This window comes from Corynebacterium limaceinasi, assembly GCF_046717465.1.
In the GTDB taxonomy this organism is placed as follows: domain Bacteria; phylum Actinomycetota; class Actinomycetes; order Mycobacteriales; family Mycobacteriaceae; genus Corynebacterium.
Window position 1 is genome coordinate 520,606 of the sequence record NZ_CP177100.1, and the last position, 21,593, is coordinate 542,198.

Genomic DNA, 21,593 nt, shown 5'->3' on the forward strand with positions numbered 1-21,593 from the left:
ATGCCTTTTGTAAAGAGTCCTGGCTAGCCACACATCGCGCCCCTCGATCCGGACCCCGCCACTGCCTGCCTCGCGCCGCGTCCTGTTCGTGTGCCGGACCACCCGCGACCGTAAACCTGCGCGCCAGATCGATGGCCACCCGTGCGCTGCTCGCCCAGCCACGCCGAACCACCTGTCACTGCAAGCAGCTGTGTCTGGGGCCGAGTGGCCGTGCGCAGGCGGGGACGGCTAGATGGCGTAGTCGATGGTGCTGTCCACGTCCAGCGGGTGCGGTTGGGACAGGGTGAGGAAGTTGCGCAGGATGCGGTCCATCTGGCGCGATTCCGTGAGGAATGCATCGTGGCCAACGGGTGAGACTACCTTCGCCATGGCCAGCAGGTTGCCCAAGTTGCGCGAGAGGTGTTCCTGCTGGTGGTAGGGATAAAGGATGTCCGTGTCAACACCCACGACCATGGTCGGTACCTGCGAGGAACCGAGAGCGCGGTTCAGGCCGCCGCGGCCGCGGCCGATGTCGTGGCGGTTGAGGGCCTCGGTAAGCGTGACGTAGGAACCGGCATCGAAGTGATCCGCCAGCTTCGAGCCCTGGTAATCCAGGTAGGAATTCACAGCGAAGCGCTGGTCGTGCCGGCGGTAGGGCCCCAGCGGTTCTTCGCCGGTTTGGGCTTGGACGCCAAAGCGCTCATCGATTTCCTGCTCGCCGCGATACGTCAAGTGCGCGATGCGCCGCGCCGCCGCCAGGCCCTCGCGGGGACGCTGAGAGGAGGAATAATAGTCGCCGCCGTGCCAGAAGGGATCGCGTTCAATCGCGGAAATCTGCGCCGACTGGATACCAATCTGCCACGCGGAGGCGCGCGCGGAGACGGCAATAACGCACGCGGCATCGACCGCATCCGGGTACATCAGCGTCCATTCCAAGGTGCGCGCTCCACCCATGGAACCACCGATGATCGCATGCACGCGCGTTATCCCCAGCTCTTCTAGCGCCTTTTTCTCCGCGGCCACCAAATCGCGAATGGATAGCGCCGGAAAGCGCGATCCCCAACTGCGGCCATCCGCATGCGGGGAGGAGGGGCCGGTGGAGCCATTGCAGCCGCCGAGTGCGTTCATGGCGATAACGCACCACTTCGTCGTATCCAGCGCCTTGCCTGGGCCAATGAGATCACACCACCACTCGGCCACATCGGCATTGCCGGTCAGCGCGTGTTCCACCAAAATGACGTTATTTCCGCCGTGCGGATCGCCGAGGAAATGGCCGAAGCGGTGGTAGGCGATGTGGGCATCGGAAAGCGTGGCGCCTGCTTCGGTGCGAAAATCGCCGATACTTATACAGCTCATGCCAGTGCTTTAAATCCCAGTTCGAGGTCAGCAATGATGTCGTCGATATCTTCAATGCCCACGGACAAACGGATGGTGGACTGCGCAATACCCGCCGCGGCCAGGGCGGCATCATCGGATTGCGAGTGCGTGGTGGTCGCCGGGTGAACCGCCAGCGAGCGGGTATCGCCGATATTGGCGAGGTTGGAGTGGAGTTTCAGGGCATCGATAAACGCCCATGCTTCCTCGCGCCCGCCGTCAATATCGAAGGACAGCACGGAGCCGGTATAGGAGTAACCCAGCTTCTCCTTAATCTTCTTATACGGCGAGGAATCCAGGCCGGCGTAGTTGACCTTCGTCACCTTGGCGTGGCCTTCCAGGTACTCGGCCACGGCCTGGGCGTTGGCATTGTGCTTGTCGATGCGCAGCCCTACCGTCTCAATGCCATTGAGCGTCAGCCATGCATTGAATGGGGAAATGGCGGCGCCGGTATCGCGCAGCAGGCCGGCGCGGGCCTTGAGTGCAAAGGCGGGGGCGCCGAGGTCGGCGTATTTTAGGCCGTGGTAGGCCTCGTCCGGGGTGACGAAGTAGGGGAATACTGGCTTGCCGTCGCGCTCGACGGTCCAGTCGAAGGAGCCGCCATCGATAATCGCGCCGCCCACCGCGGAACCGTTGCCGGTGTAGAACTTCGTGGTCGAAACCACGACGATGTCCGCACCCAAGTCGAGCGGGCGGGCCAGCGCCGCGGTGGCGATGGTGTTATCCACGATGAGCGGGACCTGGTTAGTGTGGGCCACCTCGGCGATGGCTGGGATGTCGAGGACATCGGCTACCGGGTTGCCAAAGGTCTCGCCGTAAAAGGCCTTGGTATTAGGCTGCACGGCGTCCTGCCAGGACTGAGGATCGTCCGGGTTTTCGACGAGGGTGACGTCGATGCCAAGCCGCTTGAAGGTGACGGTAAAGAGGGTGGAGGTGCCGCCGTAGAGGCGCGGGGAGGTGACGATGTGATCGCCTGCCGAGGCGAGGTTGAAAATGGCCGCGGTCTCTGCGGCCTGGCCGGAGGCAAAGGCCACGGCGGCCACACCGCCTTCAAGGGAGGCCAGGCGCTCTTCCAGCGCATCCTGCGTTGGGTTGGTCAGGCGGGTGTAGATGGGGCCTGCATCGGAGAGGTTAAAGCGGTTGGCCGCGTGCTCGGCGTCATCAAAGACGTACGAGGTAGTTTGGTAAATCGGCACGTTGCGGGAGTTGTGCGCGCCGTCGAGGTTTTGGCCTGCGTGAACGGAGCGGGTAGCGAAGGACCAGTCTGCGTTGGAGTTATCGTATTTCGTCGTCATGCCACGCAAGACTAGACCAAGCGGTATGTAACGTACAGCACCCTGGCGCGAAACCGCAGGGTAGTCGGAGAATAAAAATAGACTAAGCGGTAAATTAATCGCTTGGGCTTAGCCGCTTATAGCCCTGTACTCCGGCTTTGGTGAGCATGGTGTCGAAGGCGGGGCGGCCGACATCGGAAAGCGCGGCGTCATGGATGGGCATCGTGATCGCGGCGCCGCTGCTCGCAGGCTTCGGGAAGCTGCCCAGCCTAACTACTGCGGGTCTTTGGTGTCCTTGCGGCGAAATAGGTACCAGATTCCGAGGATCGCGCCGAAGAGCAGGATTGCCGAGGCGATAAAGACCATGGCGACCACCATCGTGCGGTGCGGATCGTTTAAGAAAATCATGCAGACGATGGCGGCGAGGAAGATCGCGGCGAAGAACGTGATGAGCCAATTGCGCTTGGTGTGCTCTGCGAATGTCATGCATTAATTGTTACGGAAAAACCGGGGGTAAACAAGCTGGGTGGGCATTCTGGGGGCGGAACCCGGCTATATGGTGCACCGATTTTTCCAATAGTGACCGCGTGCGGTCCGTCTAATGAGGGTGAATGGGGGTAGAGGTGCTCCGTTCGACTATTTAACACCGCTTTGCCCGTTCATAATGATGTATGTCGAACTCTCTACAACTGTGAAAGGGACACTTTATGGCCACCACCACGACTGGGGTTGAAGACCGGAAGAAACCGGTCCTCAAGGTGAGCAACGTGTGGGTGCAGGGCATCGCCCTCGTGATGATCTTTGGCTTCTTGGTCATGGGATTCTTGGCGTACCGCACCTATGACGCATCCATGCCGTTGCCGGAAAAGATTGTCTCCGAATCCACGGGCGAAACGGTCCTCACCAAGGACGAAATCACTAACGGCCAGGCGCTGTACCAGGCCCGCGGCCTGCAGCAATACGGCTCCGTGCTGGGGCACGGCGCCTACTTGGGCCCAGACTATACGGCGGAGTACCTGCGCCGCGCCCTCGACCATGCCCGTGAGGAAAACGACGCGAATGGTATGCCCGATTTCGTTGATTCCTCCGCCACTCCCGAAGAAGCCGTGGTAGAAGAATTCCGCACCAACCGCTATGACGAAGAAACGGGCGTACTGGAGTGGACCGATAACCAGATTTCGGCATTCGAGGCCAATAAGGACTACTACGCGCAGTACTTTGGCCCGGATTCCCACAACAGTGGCTTGCCGTCGGACTTTATTACCGATGAGCAAGACATCAATAACCTCGTCGGTTTCTTCGGCTGGACCGCGTGGGCTTCGGCGGCAGAGCGTCCGGGCCAGGACTATTCCTATACCAATAACTGGCCAGCGGAATCGCGCGTGGACAACGGCCCGACCGCGGACCTCGTGGTGTGGTCGGTGCTCTCGCTCATCGCGCTCATCGGCGGTACCGGCCTGATCTTTGCCATTTACGGCCGGTGGTCCAAGTCCATCGGTTGGCATTCGGAAGAAGCGCCGAACCTGGACTTTAAGCAACCGGGCGAGGTCGGGCTGACTAAGTCGCAAAAGGTGGTGGCCTGGTTCGTCCTAGTCATTGCGTTGCTGTTCTTGATTCAGGCGCTGCTGGGTGCGGCCAGCCAGCACTATCGCACGGAGCTAACCGGCTTCTTTGGCATACCGCTGCAAGAAATCCTCCCCTATAACGTCTCGCGCACCTGGCACGTGCAGCTCTCCCTCCTGTGGACCGCCGGCGGGCTCTTGGCAGCCGGTATCTTCCTGGCCTCGTTCGTGGGTAAGAAGGAACCGAAGAAGCAGAATTGGCTCGTATGGTTCCTGCTCGGCGCCATCGCGGTCGTGGTCTTTGGTTCCATGGCCTTTGAATGGCTTTCCACCATGGGCTACATCGAAGAGGGCACGCTCTTTTCTCAGCAGTGGGAGTATCTGGACCTGCCGCGCTTCTTCCAGGTGCTGCTGACCATCGGCATGTTCGTGTGGATTGGCATCATCTACCGCCAGCTGCGCGGCCGCCTGAAAAATGAACACAAGTCCAATATGCCGTGGCTCTTCTTCTACGCCGGCCTGGCCATCCCAGCGTTCTACGCGGTGGGCAACCTGGCGGGATCGGAAACCCACATCTCCGTCGCTGAGTTCTGGCGCTTCTGGGTGGTTCACCTGTGGGTGGAGGACTTCCTCGAGCTATTTACCACCGTCATGGTGGCCTACGTCTTCGTCCTGCTCGGCGTGGTCCGCGAAAAGATCGCCCTAGGCATCATCTTCTTGGACGTCATCCTCTATTCCACCGGTGGCGTGCTGGGCACGATGCACCACCTGTACTTCTCGGGCACCCCGGTCGAGCACATGGCCCTGGGCGCATTCTTCTCGGCCGCCGAGGTCGTGCCGCTGACCCTGTTGACCGTTGAAGCATGGACCTTCATGCAGCTGGGCTCCCGCCAGCGCGCCTCGGGCGAGCGCCCCTTCCCGCACCGCTGGGCGGTCATGTTCCTCGTCTCCGTCGGTTTCTGGAACTTCTTGGGCGCGGGCATCTTCGGCTTCCTCGTCAACCTGCCCATCGTCTCCTACTACGAAATCGGCACGGCGCTTACCGCCAACCACGCACACGGCGCGATGATGGGCGTCTACGGATTCCTCGCCGTGGGCCTGTCGGTCTTTGCGCTGCGCTACCTCATCCCCAAGGACAAGTGGTCCGATAAGGCCATGGGCTGGGCTTTCTGGCTGCAAAACCTGGGCCTGCTGTGGATGGTGGTCATTTCGCTCCTGCCGCTTGGCATCATGCAGCTCTACGAATCCGTCGGATCGGGCTACGTGGAAGCGCGGTCGCTGGGCTATATCACCCAGCCCGGCAACTTCATCATGGAATGGCTGCGCCTGCCTGGCGATGTCATGTTCCTCCTCGGCGTCCTGCCCTTCCTCTGGATGGCGCTGCGCGGCGTGCTTTACAAAAAGGAGATCCCAACGGTGGAGGAACACCCAACCAACCCGCTGTTTAGCATCATCACCCCGGACGAGGACGACCACGCGGGCGAGGTCCCCGTGGGCTCCTCGGTGGGGCTGGTTTCGGGCGGCAAGGGGCGCGTCGACAAGCGCAGCTCCACGGGCCGGCGCTACGGGTACATCGATGAGCGCGGTGCCTTCGTTGAGGAGGAAGATCCCGATGCCGAGCGCGGCGATTCCGCCACCGCGCCGCGCCAGGAATTTGAATCGCGCACCAAGTGGGGCGGTACCTACCGCTCGGATAAGAAGGACGACTAATGCCGGGTGCATTTACCGTACTATCCGCGTGCTACGGGCTTTTCCTGCTCGCAGTGGCCTGGGTATTCGACTTGCTCGCGCAACAAACCGCCAACCGCACCATGTCCAACCAATCCGGCACGTTCCGGTACTTGGAAGACCACGATGCTTGGCGATGCCCCGAAGATCACTGGCTCTGGCCCTCCAGCTTCGACCCGGAAAACCGCGTCATGCGCTACCGTGCGAACCCGACCGTGTGCAATACCTGCCCAGTCAAGCAACAGTGCACGGTCTCGCACCATGGCCGGGAGGTCACGCGCCAATTGGACCCGTGGCCGCACTCGGATTCGGGGCGCTTCCACCGCGGCATCGCGCTGGCGGTCGCGGCGATGGGCTACCTGCTGCCGCTGGCCTCGCTGATTAGCTATCATTCGCCCTCGGAGGTGGCGTTGACGCTGGCCACGGTACTCATCATCACCGGGTTCGGCGTGTACCCGCTGGCCCGGCACCTGTGGAATACTCCCTCGAACGCGCCGCAGCTGGTGGTGCCGGAGATGGATAACCACGAGGCGGAATTGGCAGCGCAGGTTGACCGCTATGGTTCGAAGTACGGAAAATCCACGCGCTATCGCTCGGTGCGTCAAGAACTGGAAGGGGAAGTCTAAGTGTCCGCTCCCGTATTCTGGCCGATCGTCATCGGCATCATCATCGCCCTCATCGGGGTATTTTTGTCCTACTCGCTCAAGGTGATTAAGCAGTACGAGCGGGGCGTGACCTTCCGCTTTGGCCACCTGCGGCCGATGCTGGAGCCGGGGCTGCATTTCTTGCTGCCGGGCATCGATAAGCTGGAGCGCGTGGATTTGCGTGTGGTGACGCTGACGATTCCGCCGCAGGAAATCATCACTAAGGATAACGTGTCCGTGCGCGTGAATGCGGTGGTCATGTTCGAGGTCACCGATTCGAGCAAGGCGGTCCTCGAGGTCGAAAACTACGCCGTGGCCACCTCGCAGATTGCCCAGACCACCCTGCGTTCGCTCTTGGGGCGGGCGAGCCTCGATGACCTGTTGGCCCACCGCGAGGAGCTCAACGAGGACCTGGCGGCGATCATCAACGGCCAAACTGAACGGTGGGGCGTGCTGACCCGCATCGTAGAGATTAAGGACGTTGAGATCCCAGAGATGATGCAGCGCGCCCTGGCGCGCGAGGCGGAGGCGGAGCGCGAGCGCCGCGCCAAGGTTATTTCGGCCCACGGTGAGCTGCAGTCCTCCCGCGAGCTGCGCGAGGCCGCCGAGGAGCTGGGCAAGGCTCCGGCGGCGCTGCAGCTGCGCTACCTACAAACGGTGCTGGAGCTCGGCGCGGACCAAAACTCCACCATCGTTTTTCCGCTGCCCATAGACATCATGGGTGGCTTCATGGAAAACCTGGGCACCTTTAATAAGGGGTTCAAGGAATTCAGCGAGAACTTCTCGCAGGTGGTAAATACGGAAAAGCCTGCGGACTAGGCATTTAAGAATGCGGCCCCTGCCCAGCGGAGGGGCCGTTTTTCTGTGCCTCGCGAAGCTGCGCGATGGCCTGCGAATTTTGCTTAATATCATTGGAATTACGCGCGACCTGCACGATTAAATAAATGACACCGGCTATAAGTCCGATGTAGATAGCTAGCGGGATGAGCATGAGCAGAAGTTCGAGCGGGCCAAGCGTCATTCTTACGCCTTTCTGTGCGGGGGTATTTAATTTCAGGCTAACACTCGCGCAGGGCTGCGGCGACTGCGCTCAGGCTGTGGCGCAGGTCGTCATCGCTTAGGTGGCCAAAGCCTAAAACGACGCCGTCTTCGGCGTCCACTCCGCCCCAGTATTCGCGCAGCGGGGTCAGCTTGATGCCGCGGGCGGCGGCGCGCGGGACGATGGCCGGATCGCAGAGCAAAACCGCGTGCAGGCCGCCGTTGATGGGCAGCAGGCGCGCGCCGGGGAGAGTGCCCAGGGCATCGGCCACGAGGTCGCGGCGGCGCTTATAGGTCCGGCGCATGCGGCCGGTGTGGCGCCGCAGCGCCCCGCTTGCCAGGTAATGGGCGAGCGCGGCCTGTGGGATGGTGCCGACCGGCTGGCCAAAGATTTCGCGCTGCTTGTCGATGCCCCCGCGCAGCCCATCCGGGACCACCACATAGCCGCAGGCGATGGACGGCGAAATGACGGTGGAAAACGTACCTAGCAACACGGTGCGCTCTGGGGCGAGCGCGGCGAGCGCGGGCAGCGGTTGACCCACGTAGCGCAGCTCGGAATCGAAGTCATCCTCGATGAGTAAAGCGCCATGCTGGCGGGCCCAGGCGACGAGTTCGGCGCGGCGTTCGGCCGGCAGCGAGGCGCCATACGGGTACTGGTGGCTTGGGGTGACAATGAGCGCGTCGAGGTCGGTATCGGGAACGGTAACGCCATCGGCATCGGTGGGCACGTTCACCAACTCATGGCCAAGCGCCTGCGGGATGCGGCGCAGGCTGGGGTAGCCGGGCGATTCGACACCGACGCGCAGCGCGGTACCGAGCGTGCGCAGCACTAAGGCTAGGCCATCGCGGGCACCGGCGGTAACGACGATGCGGCGCGGATCCACCCGCAGCCCGCGCATGTGGCGCAGGTGGTTGGCTATGTGGTGGGGGAGTGGAGGGGCATCGGAAAGCGGCTGGGCGGCGGCATCGCGCCAGGCGGCGCGCCATTCGGGGGTGATGATGCCGGCGGTATCGGGCAGGCCGGGCGTCAATTCCAGCAGGTCGGGTGTGGGAGCGGGCTGCGGCGCGGGCTCGGGGCGCGGCGGCGGGCTGTGGGGCAGGCGGGGATTGATGACGGTGCCGGAACCAACCTCAGCGCTGAGGTAGCCCTCGGCGGTGAGCTGCTCATACGCAGTAACGACGCTGCCGCGGGAGACGCCGAGCTGGGTGGCCAGCGCGCGGGTGGAGGGGACGGGTTCGCCGGGCAGCAGGGCGCCGGAGGTGACATCGGCGCGCACGGCGGCGGCGATTTGGACCGGCAGGGCGCGCGTATCGGCGGGGTCGAGGCGCAGGGGCATAAGAACAGTATAAGTGGTACAACCCAACACGCGGGAAATGGTTCTTTACTTGTACCACTTGGGCAGGGCAGTATAGAGCGCATGACCGAAAACATTGCGACCACGCGCGTGAAACGTGGACTAGCTGACATGCTCAAGGGCGGCGTCATTATGGACGTCGTGACCCCGGAACAGGCGCGCATCGCCGAGGATGCGGGCGCGAGCGCCGTCATGGCACTTGAGCGCGTGCCTGCCGATATCCGCGCCCAGGGCGGCGTGGCCCGCATGTCCGATCCGGAGCTTATCGAGGGCATCGTCGACGCCGTATCCATCCCCGTGATGGCGAAGGCGCGCATTGGTCACTTCGTCGAGGCGCAGATTCTGGGCGAGCTCGGCGTGGATTTCATCGACGAGTCCGAGGTGCTCAGCCCCGCCGATTACGTCAACCACATCAATAAGTGGGACTTCGATGTGCCATTCGTGTGCGGTGCGACCAACCTGGGCGAGGCCCTGCGCCGCATTACCGAGGGCGCGGCCATGATTCGCTCCAAGGGCGAGGCCGGCACCGGCGATGTCTCCGAGGCCGTCAAGCATCTGCGCACCATTCGCGCGGAAATCGCCCGCCTGCAGCACCTCGACCGCGACGAGCTGTACGTCGCCGCCAAGGAACTCCAGGCGCCGTACGACCTGGTTGCGGAGGTTGCGGAGACCGGTAAGCTGCCGGTCGTCCTCTTCGTTGCCGGTGGCGTGGCCACGCCTGCCGATGCCGCCCTCGTCCGCCAGATGGGTGCCGAAGGCGTCTTCGTGGGCTCCGGCATCTTCAAATCCGGTAACCCATCGGCGCGCGCGGAGGCCATCGTGAAGGCCGCCACGCTTTACGATGACCCCGCCGAGCTCGCCAAGCTCTCCCGCGGCCTGGGCGAGGCCATGGTCGGCATCAATGTCGGCGATGTGCCGGCACCGCACCGCCTAGCCGAGCGCGGCTGGTAATCGCGTGGTCATGCCACAAGAAGCTAGCGCCACGATCGGGGTGCTCGCGCTGCAGGGCGGCGTGGAAGAGCACCTGCGCATCCTTGAAGGCCTGGGGGCGGACACGCGCCGGGTGCGCGTGCCGCACGACCTCGAGGGGCTGGATGGGCTGGTGATCCCGGGCGGGGAGTCGAGTGTCATCGACAAGCTCGCCCGCACCTTCGGCGTGGCCGATCCACTGCGGGCGGCTGTAGCCGCAGGCCTTCCCGTGCTCGCCACCTGCGCCGGGCTGATTTATTGCGCCCGCGAGCTGGATAACCCCTCGCCGGGCCAGCAGACCCTGGGGCTGCTCGATATCACCGTGCGGCGCAATGCCTTTGGCAACCAGCGCTTTTCCGCCGAGCGCACCGTGCCGGTCGCGGTCGGGGAAGAAACGCTGCCCATCGAGGCCAGCTTTATCCGCGCCCCGCTGGTCACCCGTGTGGGCGAGGGCGTGGAGGTCATCGCGACCGTGCCGCACGACGGCGCGGAGGAGGCGGTCGTGGGCGTGCGCCACGGCACCGTCACCGCTTTGAGCTTTCACCCGGAAGAAAACGATGAGGCGCGCGTGCATGCCGCCTGGCTGGCCAGTATCCGCTAGGTGCCGGATAGGCCGCGGCGCTTGAGCAGCGGCGCGACGTCCTTATCGCGGCCGCGGAAGTCGCGGTAGGCCGCGCCGAAATCGCGGGAGGCGCCGCGGGAGAGGATGAGGTCCCGGAACTTTTGTCCTGCGGCGCGCAGATCGCTTTGCTCCTTGAACCACTCAAAACCATCGGCATCGAGCGCCTCCGCCCACAGGTAGGAATAGTAGCCCGCGGAGTAGCCACCGGCGAAGATGTGGTTGAAGTACGTCGAGCGATAGCGCGGGGCGATGTGCGGGTTATCCAGGCCCACCGCGCGCAGGGCCTCCTCCTCGAATGAGTCCACCGCCTCCGAGGTAGCATCCAGCGCTGCGGCATCCTTGGCGCTGAGCGAATGCCACGCCAAGTCGATAATGGAGGCCGCCAAGTACTCCGAGGTGGCAAAGCCCTGGCCAAATTCGGAGGCGGCGGTTACGGCATCGAGCAGCTCATCGGAGATCGGATCGCCGGTATCGACGTGGCGCGCGTACTGCTTGACCAGCGATTTATCCAGCGCCCAGTTCTCATTGATCTGCGAGGGGAATTCCACCCAGTCGCGCGGGACGTTGGTGCCGGCGAAGGTGGGGTAGTGGACATCGGAAAGCAGCCCATGCAAGGCATGGCCGAATTCGTGGAAGAGGGTGTGCACCTCGTCCAGGCTCAGCAGGGGCTGGGAACCATCGGCGGGCTTGGTAATGCCCAGCACGTTGACGATGACCGGCTTGCGCTCCAGCAGGCCCGATTGGCCCACGAACTGGCTCATCCACGCGCCACCGCGCTTGGTGGGGCGACCGAAGTAATCCGTGAGCAGCAGGCCGATTCCCTTATCTCCGTGCTCGCCCTGTTCTTTGTGTTCGACATCCTTGTCGAACACCTCCCACACGCGCACGCCCTCGGCATAGCCCTCCAGGTCCTCGCGCGGGATAACGGTAATGCCGTACAGGCGCTCGGCGGCGGCGAATACGCCCTGGGTAAGGACGTTGTCTAGGGGGAAGTACTGGCGCAGCTCTTCCTCGTCGAGCGAGAAGTCGCGGGCGCGGACCTTGGATTCCCAGTAGGGCCAGTCGGCGGCGTGGAAGTCTTGCTCGTTGAGCGTGGCTTCCTCGGCTAATAGCTTGTGTTCGCCGGCGGCATTGGCCGCGGCCGCGGGGGCGAGGTCTGCGAGCATGTCGCGCGCGGCATCGGCGCTGCCAGCGGTTTCTTCCGCGATGACGTAATCGGCGTGGGAGGCATAGCCCAGCAGCTCGGCGCGTTCGGCGCGCAGCTGGACGGCCTCGATAAGCCCTGGAATGTTGTTCTCGGAGCCCCTGCTTGCCGATGCCGCATAGAGCTTTCTGCGCGCCCCCTCCTGCGCCAGCCGGGACTGCTCCGATTGTACGGTGGGCAGCTCGAGCGGGATGACATAGCCTTCGCGGCCTAGGGCCTTGGCATCCGCCTTGGCTGAGGCGATGCGCTCCGGCGGCAGCCCCTCGAGCTCTTCCTCCGTGAACTCGACGGCGCGCTCGCGCGTGGAGGCCATGAGATTGCGGCCGAATTCCTCCGAGAGGGCGGAGAGGCGCTGGTTGATATCGGAGAGGCGGGCCTTGCCGGCGGCATCGAGATCCGCTCCCTGGCGCGCAAAGGTGCGCAGCAGGTGTTCGTGCAGGCGCGCGCCCTCCTCATCGCCGGCGGGTGGGGTGGCGTCCTTGATGCGCTGGTAGAGCTTTTCGTCCTGGTACATCGCATCGTAATGGGCGGACAGGCGCGGATAGATATCGGCGGCGATTACTTCCATCTCATCGGTGACGTCCGTGCCAGAAAGGTTGCCAAAGACCGCCATGACGCGGTCGAGGTCCTGGCCGGATCGCTCGAGGGCCTCCACGGTGTTTTCCCACGTGGGGACGGCGGTGTTTTCGGTAATGGCGGCAAGCTCGGCGTCGTGGCGCGCGAGCGCTTCGTCGAAGGCGGGGCGGTAGTGCTCGACCTTAATCTCCGCAAACGGCGGGAGTTGGTAGGGCAACGATGAAGGGTGGAGTAATGGATTAGTCATAAATGACCAATGTACCCATTAACTCCACCCTGTGTGATGGTATTCACTAAGATTGCTAGCCCACGGGAACGAGCTCCGCGTCTTCATCCTGCTTCTTTGGCGCGGTGGTCTTGCGCTTTCCGGTATTCATCAAGATGATGTCTAGTACGAGGAATGCGGCAAGGGTAATGCCCAAAAGTGGCATAAATACACCGATGGTGGCGGCAAAGAGCGCTCCTAGGCCGGTGGTGGCCCAGGAGAAGTGCCGCTTGGAGCCAGGTGCAAATTGCGGCCGACGCTTCCACCACATGTAGTAGCCCAGCACCACCATGGCGGCGATGGCGAGGCCGAGTGCGAAGAGGGCAATCTGCAGCGGCAGGCCAAACATGATGCCCATGTGCAGGTAGATGCCCCAGCTGCTGAGCTTGCTAAACAGCGGCAGCTCAGAGAATGGAAGGCGGTCGATGACCTCGCCGGTGGAACCGTCGACGGAGACCTCGTCGGAGGTATAGCGCCACTCGACCCAGCGCTCGCTGACCTTCCACCCCGAGTCGGTGTCTTCCGGCGCGTACAGGCGCAGCGGGCCGGTTAGGCCTTCCGCGCGGCCGGTGGCATAGACGCGCTCGGCCTGCTCGGCGATGACCGCCGGCTCCAGTGCCTCGCCCGCAGCTTCCGCATCCCCACCGTGAGCGCCGTGGGCGCCGTGGCCTTCGTGCCCGGCGTGGGCATCGTGTGCGGCATCGGCGGAGGAATCGGTGGTAAGCGCGGTTTCTACCGGCGTGGCCTTCCAGTTCATTTTCTCCACCACGGAATTGACGTTCCCGCCGGCCAGCTGGGACCAGGTGATGCCGGTGGCAGACAGGCCAATGAGCCCGATGAAAATCCAAGCGCCCATCGTGGAGTGCAGGCGGGTGGCCTTCCAGCGTTTGGAGCGCTGCGGCTGGTTCTTTAGCGGCGCGGCAGCCTTCTTAGGCCGGCGGCGAATCCACCACATGTAAAGGCCGCCGCAGGCCAGGACCCACAGCCAGGAGGCGGCTAGCTCGGAATAGAGCTCGCCCGGCTGGCCCAGGTGGAAGCTTTCATGCAGCGAGGAGATCCAGCGGCGCAGCGGCATTTCGCCCAGGCCAGAATAGGTGGGGTAGTCACCAATGACCTCGCCATCGGCCGGATTAATAAACACGGTGCGCTGCAGGCTCTCGTCGATGCCCGGATCCGCCACCAGCACGCGCGTGGAGTCCTTCGCCGATTCTGCCGGCCACACCTGGGAGACCGGCATTTCCGGGTGCTCCTTTTGGGCAGCGCTGATTTGGTCCTCCAGGCTTACCGGGTTATTTACTTCCTCGACGGTCATGACGTCGCGGTAAGCAAAATTTTCCAGGGTGGGCGCCAGTGCGTAGAGGCAGCCGGTCAATGCCGCGATCAGGATAAAGGGGCCGACGAACATGCCGCCGTAGAAGTGTATGCGTTGGATGAAGGAACGCAGAGCCGTCCGACTCATAAAATAGTTCTCTTTCGTGCTTAGTGGTCAGTTGCATGGGTGCTGATATCAACTGCACTAATAGTCGGAACTTAGGCAACCCTGGTTCCCGGAAGGTGAAAAATTTTTTCAGTTGTGTGAAAACGAGGGGGGCGAAAACGACGACACCGCGCGCCCTGCAAAGGGAACGCGCGGTGAAATCTAGCTGGTGAAGAAAGCTCTTACTTCTTCAGGCCGTCGATGATCTCGTTGAACTGTGCGACGGGGCGCATGACAGCGGAGGTCTTCTCGTCGTTGGGCCAGTAGTAGCCGCCGAGGTCGGCGGGCTCACCCTGGGCATCGATAAGAGCCTGGGAGATTTCATCGGCCTTGCCAGAAAGCTCGGAGGCGACGTCCTTGAAGGCGGCCGCGAGATCGGCATCCTCGGTCTGGTTAGCCAGCTCCTCGGCCCAGAAGGTGGCCAGGAAGAAGTGGGAACCGCGGTTGTCGTTCTCGCCCACCTTGCGGGATGGGGACTTGCCCTCATTGAGCAAGCGCTCGGTGGCCTTGTCCAGGGTGGTGGCCAGCACGCCGGCCTTTTCGTTGCCGTTGGTCTGGTTCTCGTGGCGGAAGGACTCGGCCAGCGCCAGGAACTCACCGAGGGAATCCCAGCGCAGGTGGTTTTCTTCCTGCACCTGCTGGACGTGCTTCGGGGCGGAGCCGCCGGCACCGGTCTCGAAGAGGCCGCCGCCTGCCATCAGTGGAACCACGGACAGCATCTTTGCGGAGGTGCCCAGCTCGAGGATGGGGAAGAGGTCCGTGTTGTAGTCACGCAGCACGTTACCGGTCACGGAGATGGTGTCCTCGCCGCGGCGGATGCGCTCGATGGAGGTCTTGGTAGCGGTGACCGGATCCTGGCTCTCGATGTCCAAGCCCTCGGTGTCGTGGTCGTTCAGGTACTTTTCCACCAGGGACTGGATATTGCGGTCGTGGCCGCGCTCTGGGTCGAGCCAGAAGATGGTCTTCATGCCGGACAGGCGGGCGCGGTTAACGGCGAGCTTGACCCAATCCTGGATCGGCTCGTCCTTGGTCTGGCAGGCGCGCCAGATATCGCCGGCCTCGACGTCGTGCTCGATGAGCACCTCGCCCTTGGAATTGCGGACCTCAACGGTGCCGGCAGCGGGCACCTTGAAGGTCTTGTTGTGGGAGCCGTACTCCTCGGCCTTCTTGGCCATCAGGCCGACGTTCGGAACGGTACCCATGGTGGTGGGGTCGAAGGCGCCGTTTTCCTTGCAGTCCTCGATGACGGCCTGGTACACGCCGGCGTAGGAGGAATCCGGGATGACGGCGAGGGTGTCTTGCTCCTCGTCGTTCTTATTCCACATGTGGCCGGAGGTGCGGATCATTGCCGGCATGGAGGCGTCAATAATGACATCGGAAGGCACGTGCAGGTTGGTGATGCCCTTGTGGGAATTGACCATGGCGAGATCGGGGCCATCGGCAAGCGCGGATTCGAAGGCCGCCTTGATCTCCTCGCCATTGTCGAGCTTGTCCAGGCCCTCCAGGATGGAGCCCAAGCCGTTCTCGCCGTTGAGGCCGGCGGAGATGAGCTCGTCGCCGTACTTATCAAAGACATCGGCGAAGTAGGTGCGCACGACGTGGCCGAAGAGGATGGGGTCAGAGACCTTCATCATGGTGGCCTTCAGGTGGGTGGAGAAGAGCACGCCCTCTTCCTTGGCGCGCTTGACCTGCTGGAGCAGGAACTCATCGAGGGCCTTGGCGGACATGAAGGTGCCGTCGATGACCTCGTCCTTAAGTACCGGCAGCTCCGGCAGCAGGGTCTGTTCGCCGTCGGCAGTCTTCAACACGATGGACAGGGTATCTTCCTCAGGGATGATGACGGACTTCTCATTGTGGCGGAAGTCGTTATCGTCCATGGTGGCGACGTTGGTCTTGGAATCCTTGGACCATTCACCCATGCGGTGCGGGTGCTTCTTAACAAAATTCTTCACGGCCTCCGGCGCGCGGCGGTCGGAGTTGCCCTCACGCAGGACGGGGTTAACGGCGGAGCCTTTGACGGAATCGTAGCGGGCCGCGATGTCCTTTTCCTCGTCGGTGGAAGGGTTATCCGGGTAATCAGGCAGATCGTAGCCGGCGGCCTGCAGCTCGGCGATAGCCTTCTTCAGCTGCACCAGGGAAGCCGAGATATTCGGCAGCTTGATGATATTAGCCTCTGGGGTCTTGGCCATCTTGCCCAGCTCAGCCAGGGCGTCTTCCGCCTTCTGCTCCTCGGTGAGGCGCTCCGGGAACTGCGCGGCGATGCGGGCAGCCAGGGAAATATCGCGGGTTTCTACGTCAATGCCCGCGGTGGAAGCGAAGGCCTCCACGATGGGCTTGAGGGAGTAGGTCGCCAGAAGCGGCGCCTCATCGGTACGGGTCCACGTAATCTTAGCCATGATTCTCCTATTAAATGTGGGAAAATTTCTTCAGATGACCAGATTACCGATTTTGTCCGCTCCATGTGGAGCGCTCGGTACATTCTGGGGCTGGGTGGCATCGGTCACGGGGCCATGCGCTGGGTAAATCTCTTCACCTGCCCACGCCCTGAACATGCTTTATGCCCAGGTGGGGTGTATCGTCGCCCCTCGTGAAAATTATCGATCAGTTAAGCCCGCGCAGCGCCCACGAACACCGTATTCACCGTCGGCCTTTGCCCCGCCAGACGGAGATTTCTACCGAGCGCCGCACCATCGTCATGGTGGCGATGGCCCTTGGCGCGTTTGCTATCGGTACTACCGAGTTCGTCTCGATGGGCCTGCTGCCGCTGATCGCGGAGGACTTCGGGGTTTCTGAAGATACCGCCTCCACGCTGATTACTACCTACGCGCTCGGCGTGGTGGTCGGCGCGCCGCTGATTGCGGCGTTTACCGGCAAGCTCCCGCGCCGCCGCCTCATCCTCTTGCTCATCGGCTTTTTGGTGGTGGGCAACCTGCTCTCGGTCCTCGCGCCGAATTACTGGGTGCTCATGGTGGCACGCTTCATCGCCGGCATGCCTCACGGCGCGTACTTCTCCGTGGCTAACCTGTCTGCGGCGTCAATGGCCCCTCCCGGCGGGCGCGGCAAGGCTATGGCGTTTGTGGGCATGGGCCTTGCCATCGCCACGGTCATCGGCGTGCCCGCGGCACAGGCTTTGGGGTCCGCGCTGGGTTGGCACGCGGCCTACCTGGTGGTTGTGGTCATCGGCCTTATTACCGCCGTGGCCCTGTTCTTTCTCATGCCGCACATGACGGAGATGAAACAAACGGATATCCGCACCGAGTTCGGCGCCTTTAAAAACAGCCAGGTGTGGCTCACCGTCATCATGGGCGTGGTGGGTTTCGGCGGCATGTTCTCCGTCTATACCTATATCTCCTGGACCATGACCGAGGTCGCGGGCCTGAGCGATAGCCTGATTTGGGTCGTGCTCATGGCCTACGGCATTGGCATGACGATAGGCAATGCCTTTGGCGGCTGGTTGGCGGACCGCAACCTCGAATTCGGCATCATTTTCGCCTTGGCCAGCCTGATCATCATCCTCACGACCTTCTACTTCCTTTCCAGCCACGCCATCCCGGCCACCATTTGCTTTGGCATGGTGGCGTTTATGGGCTCCACGCTGGTTCCCTCCCTGCAGCTGCGCTTGGTCCACGTGGCGGGCGATGCCCAAACCTTATCCGCAGCGCTCAACCAGTCCGCGCTCAATATCGCGAACGCGGCCGGTGCGACCATCGGCGGCATCGTCGTCGGCGCGGGCTTGGGTTACTCTGCTCCGGCGCTGGCGGGCGCCGGCTTGGCGGCCGCGGGTTGCGTTGTGTGGGCGATAACAATGTGGGATAAAAAACGCCTTGCCAATCGCGGCTAGAACTACCACCGCACACGCCTATATTCTGGAGCACCATGAGCCTTACCATCGCTAGCGTCAACGTCAACGGAATCCGCGCCGCGTGCAAGCAGCGCAATGAGAATAACCCCGGCATGAATGCCTGGTTGGAACAGACCCCGGCCGATATCGTGCTGATGCAAGAGGTCCGCGCCACCCCGGACCAAGCCAGAAAGGCCCTGGCACCAGCCCTGGAGGCGGGCTGGCACTTGGAGCTTGCCGATGCCGCCGCTAAGGGCCGCGCCGGAGTAGGCATCCTCTCTCGCACGCCGCTTGCCGATGTCGATATCGGTTTCGGTTCCTTCACCGACGCCGGCCGCTGGATTGCCGCTACCACCCGCGATATCCGCGTGGCCTCGCTGTATCTGCCCTCCGGCGATACCGATTCGCCGAAGCTGGATGAAAAGTACCGCTTCTTGGATGAATTCGATGCCGTGCTGGCAGAAAACGCCGATAAGGACATGGTCATCGGCGGCGACTGGAATATCTGCCACCGCGCCCAAGACTTGAAGAATAATAAGGCCAACGAGAAGAAGGCCGGCCACCTGCCGGAAGAGCGTGCCTTTATGGATCATGTTTTCGGCAGCTTCCCGGATGAGGCGCCGCAGGAGAAAAAGAACCTGGGTGAGTGGCTCGGCGTCGTGGACTACGCGGGCACCACGCCGTGGGAGCCGGCCACCGCGCCGCAGTGGTTCGACGTGGCGCGCCGGCTCCACCCAGAGGCCGATGGACCCTATACCTGGTGGACCTACCGCGGTCAGGCCTTCAATAACGATGCGGGCTGGCGCATCGACTACCAAGCCGCAACTCAGCCGCTACTCGATCGCGCGCGGCGCACCTGGGTGGATAAGGCCCCGACCGTAGAGCAGCGCTGGTCCGATCACTCGCCGCTCCTGGTGGAATACGCCTGATGTCGCCGCTATTTAGCGTCCTGTACGTCATTGGTATTACCGCCGAGTCCATGACCGCTGCGCTATCGGCCGGACGGCAGAAGCTCGATCTCTTCGGCGTGACGATGATCGCCTCCATCACGGCGCTAGGCGGCGGCACCGTCCGCGATATCGTGCTCGCGGATCCGCCGCTGACCTGGGTGGAGCACCCCGTCTATCTGGTCATCGTCATCGCCGCCGCCATCGTCACGGTGGGCATGTCCTTCCTCATGCACTATTTCCGCCACCTCTTCCTCATCCTCGATGCCTTGGGGCTGGCGGTCTTTTCCGTGCTGGGCACCCAGATTGCCGCGCACTTGGGCTACGGCTTCATCATCGCCTCGGTATCCGCGGTCATCTCCGGCGTCTTCGGCGGCGTGTTGCGTGATCTGCTCTCAGACCGCATTCCGCTGGTATTTTCTGGCGAATTTTATGCGGCGATCTCGATCCTCGCGGCCGGACTCTACATGATTCTCCTACGCGCCGGGCTATCGGAGGAACCCACGGCGATCATTACCGCCTTGGTCTGCTTCGCTGCGCGCCTTGCGGCTATCTACTTCAAGACGGGCCTGCCCGTCTTTGAATACCGCGATGGTGAGCAACAGATGGATCCGCGCCTGCGGCTATCGGCGCGCATCGTGCGCGATGGCGCCCGCCGTGCAAAGCGGAAGGCGGGCGCGGCCACCCGCTACGCCAGCCCGATTACCCGGCCGCTGGGCCGCAGCAAGCGCAACGCAAGCGATTTTTCCTCCCCGCTCAGCCTCGAGGAGCTAAATAGCAACCGGATTGCACGGCCGACCGCCCGCTCATCCATTACCCGCCCCAGCGGCAAGCACTCACCTGGGGCGAGGGGAGTGGATGCGCAGCAGCAATGGACCTTCAACAAGGAGGATGTGGGCAGGCAAAGGACCCCCAAGCACAAGCAGTAGTGCTAGTATAAACACGTTAAAAATTTCGAAATCTGCAACGGAGAAAGTTCATGGCTCGCGCAATTATTCCTTTTGTCCTTGGCGCCGTAATCCTCGCCTTGAGCATCTGGTGGTGGACTACTGTCGGACCGTCCTTCGCCTTCCTTGGCCCCATCGTTCTCATGGGTGTCGGCGGTGCCTTCATGGTGACCGGTTTCGCCATCTTCATGGACATCGTCAGCCCCACCTCCCGCAAGGTCTAAGGGGAAAGGTCTGAGATGAAAGCTATCGATCTACTCACGGACATGGCGCAGCGCCCGCTCGATGCGCTCTCCGCATTGCCGGAGCTGAGCAACGAGACCGCCAATGCGCACTTTGGTGATCACCCGAATTCGATCACGTGGCTGCTATGGCACACCGGCCGCATGGCGGACCTGCAGCTTGCGCAACTAACCGGGGAAGAAGAGCTGTGGCAGCGCTACGACCTCGATCTGCCGGATGCCATGGGCTATGGCCAATCGGCGGAGGAAGCGCGTGCGGTGACCACGCAGGACATTGGCAAGCTCCGCAGCTATACCCAGGAAGCATTGGAACAGGTCAAGGCGTATGTGTCCTCGCTGGAGGATGACAACCTCGATGACGTGATCGACACCTCGTGGACGCCGCACGTTACCCGCGGTGTCCGGCTGGTCTCGATTTTTGATGATGCCGCGCAGCATCTTGGGGCGGCCAATCAACAAGCAAAAATGACGGAGTAACATTACCTGACATGACTGATTCCACTGCATCTAATTCCGCATCCCGCGTACTTTCCGGCATTCAGCCCACCGCTGATTCCTATCACTTGGGAAATTACTTGGGATCGCTCAAGCAGTGGATCGACCTGCAGGAAGGCTACGATGCCTTTTACTTCATCCCGGATCTGCACGCGATTACCGTGGAGCAGAATCCGGAGGAGCTGCGCAACCGCACCATGGCCGGTGCGGCGCAGCTCATTGCGCTGGGCATCGACCCGGAGAAATCCACCCTCTTCGTCCAGTCCCATGTGCCCGCCCATGCGGAGCTGACCTGGGTATTCCAGTGCCTGACCGGCTTCGGTGAGGCCTCCCGCATGACGCAGTTCAAGGATAAATCCGCCAAGCGCGGCGCCGATCGCACTTCGGTGGGCCTTTTTACCTACCCCATCCTGATGGCCGCCGATATCCTGCTGTATTCGCCGGATTACGTGCCAGTGGGCGAGGACCAGCGCCAGCACTTGGAGCTCACCCGCAATCTGGCTGAGCGCTTCAACAATAAATACGGCGAGACCTTCCACGTGCCGGAGCCGTTCATTCCAGAGGGCGCGGCGAAGATCTATGACCTGCAGGACCCGACGTCCAAGATGTCTAAGTCCGGCCCCAACCCCAAGGGCTTGGTCAACCTGCTCGACGCCCCGAAGACCTCTGCCAAGCGCATTAAGTCCGCCGTGACCGATGACCTGGGCTCGGTCGCCTTCGACCGGGAAAACCAGCCGGGCGTATCGAACCTGCTGGTCATCCAGTCCGCGCTGACCGGCGAGTCCATCGACTCCTTGGTGGAAAAGTACGCCGGCAAGGGCTACGGGCACCTGAAGGTGGATACCGCGGAGGCGCTCGAGGCCTTTACCACCCCGCTCAAGCAGCGCTATGACGAGCTCATGGCGGATCGCGGCGAGCTGGAGCGCATCTTGGAGCGCGGCGCCCAGACCGCACAGGAAGTAGCGCAGCCGCTTGTCGATGCCGTCTATGAAAAAGTCGGCTTCCTTCCTCGCCCGCGCAGGTAGTAGGTACCCCTTAACCCACCCCACCGAGG

19 protein-coding genes are annotated in these 21,593 nt (G+C 62.6%); 11 read left to right on the forward strand and 8 right to left on the reverse strand.

Features of this window, described 5'->3' with window-relative positions; genetic code table 11:
• Nucleotides 1-228: 228 nt before the first annotated feature.
• From metX to ACLI1Q_RS02625, 3 genes are all read right to left on the reverse strand, one after another.
• Nucleotides 229-1,335: a homoserine O-acetyltransferase MetX gene (metX, locus tag ACLI1Q_RS02615; RefSeq protein WP_239269002.1), complete on the reverse strand. Its 1,107-nt coding sequence runs from the start codon at nucleotides 1,333-1,335 to the stop codon at nucleotides 229-231.
• Entirely contained in the window at nucleotides 1,332-2,648 is a 1,317-nt protein-coding gene (locus ACLI1Q_RS02620) for an O-acetylhomoserine/O-acetylserine sulfhydrylase (RefSeq protein WP_411697055.1), read from the reverse strand. The genes metX and ACLI1Q_RS02620 overlap by 4 nt, the downstream gene beginning before the upstream one ends.
• A gap of 252 nt (nucleotides 2,649-2,900) precedes the next feature.
• Nucleotides 2,901-3,113, reverse strand: coding sequence for a hypothetical protein (locus ACLI1Q_RS02625; RefSeq protein ID WP_239268998.1), 213 nt, complete (start codon nucleotides 3,111-3,113; stop codon nucleotides 2,901-2,903).
• Between the two features lie 221 nt (nucleotides 3,114-3,334).
• Here ACLI1Q_RS02625 and ACLI1Q_RS02630 point away from each other — a divergent pair, with 221 nt between their 5' ends.
• Genes ACLI1Q_RS02630 through ACLI1Q_RS02640 form a run of 3 tightly spaced genes read left to right on the forward strand, consistent with a single transcriptional unit; the run spans nucleotide 3,335 to nucleotide 7,380 of the window.
• Nucleotides 3,335-5,899: a nitric-oxide reductase large subunit gene (locus tag ACLI1Q_RS02630; protein ID WP_239268996.1), complete on the forward strand. Its 2,565-nt coding sequence runs from the start codon at nucleotides 3,335-3,337 to the stop codon at nucleotides 5,897-5,899.
• The gene (locus ACLI1Q_RS02635; RefSeq protein ID WP_239275580.1) at nucleotides 5,899-6,543 is read left to right on the forward strand and encodes a hypothetical protein; all 645 of its coding nucleotides are present in this window, start codon (nucleotides 5,899-5,901) and stop codon (nucleotides 6,541-6,543) included. Before ACLI1Q_RS02630 ends, ACLI1Q_RS02635 begins: the two co-directional genes overlap by 1 nt.
• Nucleotides 6,544-7,380, forward strand: a complete 837-nt coding sequence (locus ACLI1Q_RS02640) for an SPFH domain-containing protein (RefSeq protein WP_370657789.1) — start codon at nucleotides 6,544-6,546, stop codon at nucleotides 7,378-7,380.
• A 4-nt stretch (nucleotides 7,381-7,384) separates the two neighbouring features.
• On the opposite strand, the gene ACLI1Q_RS02645 is transcribed toward ACLI1Q_RS02640, so the two are convergent.
• On the reverse strand, nucleotides 7,385-7,582 hold the full coding sequence (locus ACLI1Q_RS02645; protein ID WP_023016815.1) for a hypothetical protein: 198 nt from the start codon (nucleotides 7,580-7,582) through the stop codon (nucleotides 7,385-7,387).
• Between the two features lie 37 nt (nucleotides 7,583-7,619).
• Nucleotides 7,620-8,936 (reverse strand): PLP-dependent aminotransferase family protein, encoded by a 1,317-nt coding sequence (locus tag ACLI1Q_RS02650; protein WP_284849562.1) that lies wholly within the window; start codon nucleotides 8,934-8,936, stop codon nucleotides 7,620-7,622.
• A gap of 81 nt (nucleotides 8,937-9,017) precedes the next feature.
• On the opposite strand from ACLI1Q_RS02650, the gene pdxS reads away from it, so the two are divergent.
• Both pdxS and pdxT read left to right on the forward strand, forming a co-directional pair.
• Nucleotides 9,018-9,905 (forward strand): pyridoxal 5'-phosphate synthase lyase subunit PdxS, encoded by an 888-nt coding sequence (pdxS, locus tag ACLI1Q_RS02655; protein ID WP_126318381.1) that lies wholly within the window; start codon nucleotides 9,018-9,020, stop codon nucleotides 9,903-9,905.
• A 10-nt stretch (nucleotides 9,906-9,915) separates the two neighbouring features.
• Nucleotides 9,916-10,524: a pyridoxal 5'-phosphate synthase glutaminase subunit PdxT gene (gene pdxT / locus ACLI1Q_RS02660; protein WP_239270112.1), complete on the forward strand. Its 609-nt coding sequence runs from the start codon at nucleotides 9,916-9,918 to the stop codon at nucleotides 10,522-10,524.
• On the opposite strand, the gene ACLI1Q_RS02665 is transcribed toward pdxT, so the two are convergent.
• From ACLI1Q_RS02665 to ACLI1Q_RS02675, 3 genes are all read right to left on the reverse strand, one after another.
• Nucleotides 10,521-12,572 carry a M3 family metallopeptidase gene (locus ACLI1Q_RS02665; protein WP_239270111.1) on the reverse strand — a complete coding sequence of 684 codons (2,052 nt, stop codon included), beginning with the start codon at nucleotides 12,570-12,572 and terminating at the stop codon, nucleotides 10,521-10,523. The two genes, pdxT and ACLI1Q_RS02665, sit on opposite strands and share 4 nt — an antisense overlap.
• Nucleotides 12,573-12,627: 55 nt before the next feature.
• A complete protein-coding gene (locus tag ACLI1Q_RS02670; protein WP_284849561.1) occupies nucleotides 12,628-14,049 on the reverse strand; it encodes a PepSY-associated TM helix domain-containing protein in 1,422 nt (473 codons plus the stop codon).
• 200 nt (nucleotides 14,050-14,249) lie between these two features.
• Nucleotides 14,250-16,463, reverse strand: a complete 2,214-nt coding sequence (locus ACLI1Q_RS02675; RefSeq protein ID WP_411697056.1) for an NADP-dependent isocitrate dehydrogenase — start codon at nucleotides 16,461-16,463, stop codon at nucleotides 14,250-14,252.
• Nucleotides 16,464-16,654: 191 nt separating this feature from the next.
• Here ACLI1Q_RS02675 and ACLI1Q_RS02680 point away from each other — a divergent pair, with 191 nt between their 5' ends.
• From ACLI1Q_RS02680 to trpS, 6 genes are read left to right on the forward strand one after another with little or no spacing between them, the layout of a single operon-like run.
• Nucleotides 16,655-17,908 (forward strand): MFS transporter, encoded by a 1,254-nt coding sequence (locus ACLI1Q_RS02680; protein WP_239270108.1) that lies wholly within the window; start codon nucleotides 16,655-16,657, stop codon nucleotides 17,906-17,908.
• Nucleotides 17,909-17,943: 35 nt separating this feature from the next.
• A complete protein-coding gene (locus tag ACLI1Q_RS02685) occupies nucleotides 17,944-18,837 on the forward strand; it encodes an exodeoxyribonuclease III (RefSeq protein ID WP_239270107.1) in 894 nt (297 codons plus the stop codon).
• Entirely contained in the window at nucleotides 18,837-19,784 is a 948-nt protein-coding gene (locus ACLI1Q_RS02690) for a trimeric intracellular cation channel family protein (protein ID WP_239270106.1), read from the forward strand. Before ACLI1Q_RS02685 ends, ACLI1Q_RS02690 begins: the two co-directional genes overlap by 1 nt.
• 50 nt (nucleotides 19,785-19,834) lie before the next feature.
• Nucleotides 19,835-20,026, forward strand: coding sequence for a hypothetical protein (locus tag ACLI1Q_RS02695; RefSeq protein ID WP_239270105.1), 192 nt, complete (start codon nucleotides 19,835-19,837; stop codon nucleotides 20,024-20,026).
• A gap of 15 nt (nucleotides 20,027-20,041) precedes the next feature.
• Nucleotides 20,042-20,521 carry a DinB family protein gene (locus ACLI1Q_RS02700; RefSeq protein ID WP_239270104.1) on the forward strand — a complete coding sequence of 160 codons (480 nt, stop codon included), beginning with the start codon at nucleotides 20,042-20,044 and terminating at the stop codon, nucleotides 20,519-20,521.
• An 11-nt stretch (nucleotides 20,522-20,532) separates the two neighbouring features.
• On the forward strand, nucleotides 20,533-21,564 hold the full coding sequence (gene trpS / locus ACLI1Q_RS02705) for a tryptophan--tRNA ligase (protein ID WP_411697057.1): 1,032 nt from the start codon (nucleotides 20,533-20,535) through the stop codon (nucleotides 21,562-21,564).
• Nucleotides 21,565-21,593: the final 29 nt, after the last annotated feature.

Bases quoted from the DNA above. Each gene is read 5' to 3' on its own strand.
- ACLI1Q_RS02690 (WP_239270106.1), top strand. From the start codon at position 18,837: ATGTCGCCGCTATTTAGCGTCCTGTACGTCATTGGTATTACCGCCGAG.
- ACLI1Q_RS02665 (WP_239270111.1), bottom strand. From the start codon at position 12,572: ATGACTAATCCATTACTCCACCCTTCATCGTTGCCCTACCAACTCCCG.
- ACLI1Q_RS02695 (WP_239270105.1), top strand. From the start codon at position 19,835: ATGGCTCGCGCAATTATTCCTTTTGTCCTTGGCGCCGTAATCCTCGCC.
- ACLI1Q_RS02685 (WP_239270107.1), top strand. From the start codon at position 17,944: ATGAGCCTTACCATCGCTAGCGTCAACGTCAACGGAATCCGCGCCGCG.
- ACLI1Q_RS02670 (WP_284849561.1), bottom strand. From the start codon at position 14,049: ATGAGTCGGACGGCTCTGCGTTCCTTCATCCAACGCATACACTTCTAC.
- ACLI1Q_RS02620 (WP_411697055.1), bottom strand. From the start codon at position 2,648: ATGACGACGAAATACGATAACTCCAACGCAGACTGGTCCTTCGCTACC.
- metX (WP_239269002.1), bottom strand. From the start codon at position 1,335: ATGAGCTGTATAAGTATCGGCGATTTTCGCACCGAAGCAGGCGCCACG.
- ACLI1Q_RS02675 (WP_411697056.1), bottom strand. From the start codon at position 16,463: ATGGCTAAGATTACGTGGACCCGTACCGATGAGGCGCCGCTTCTGGCG.
- pdxS (WP_126318381.1), top strand. From the start codon at position 9,018: ATGACCGAAAACATTGCGACCACGCGCGTGAAACGTGGACTAGCTGAC.
- ACLI1Q_RS02650 (WP_284849562.1), bottom strand. From the start codon at position 8,936: ATGCCCCTGCGCCTCGACCCCGCCGATACGCGCGCCCTGCCGGTCCAA.
- ACLI1Q_RS02645 (WP_023016815.1), bottom strand. From the start codon at position 7,582: ATGACGCTTGGCCCGCTCGAACTTCTGCTCATGCTCATCCCGCTAGCT.
- ACLI1Q_RS02625 (WP_239268998.1), bottom strand. From the start codon at position 3,113: ATGACATTCGCAGAGCACACCAAGCGCAATTGGCTCATCACGTTCTTC.
- ACLI1Q_RS02700 (WP_239270104.1), top strand. From the start codon at position 20,042: ATGAAAGCTATCGATCTACTCACGGACATGGCGCAGCGCCCGCTCGAT.
- pdxT (WP_239270112.1), top strand. From the start codon at position 9,916: ATGCCACAAGAAGCTAGCGCCACGATCGGGGTGCTCGCGCTGCAGGGC.
- ACLI1Q_RS02630 (WP_239268996.1), top strand. From the start codon at position 3,335: ATGGCCACCACCACGACTGGGGTTGAAGACCGGAAGAAACCGGTCCTC.
- ACLI1Q_RS02635 (WP_239275580.1), top strand. From the start codon at position 5,899: ATGCCGGGTGCATTTACCGTACTATCCGCGTGCTACGGGCTTTTCCTG.
- trpS (WP_411697057.1), top strand. From the start codon at position 20,533: ATGACTGATTCCACTGCATCTAATTCCGCATCCCGCGTACTTTCCGGC.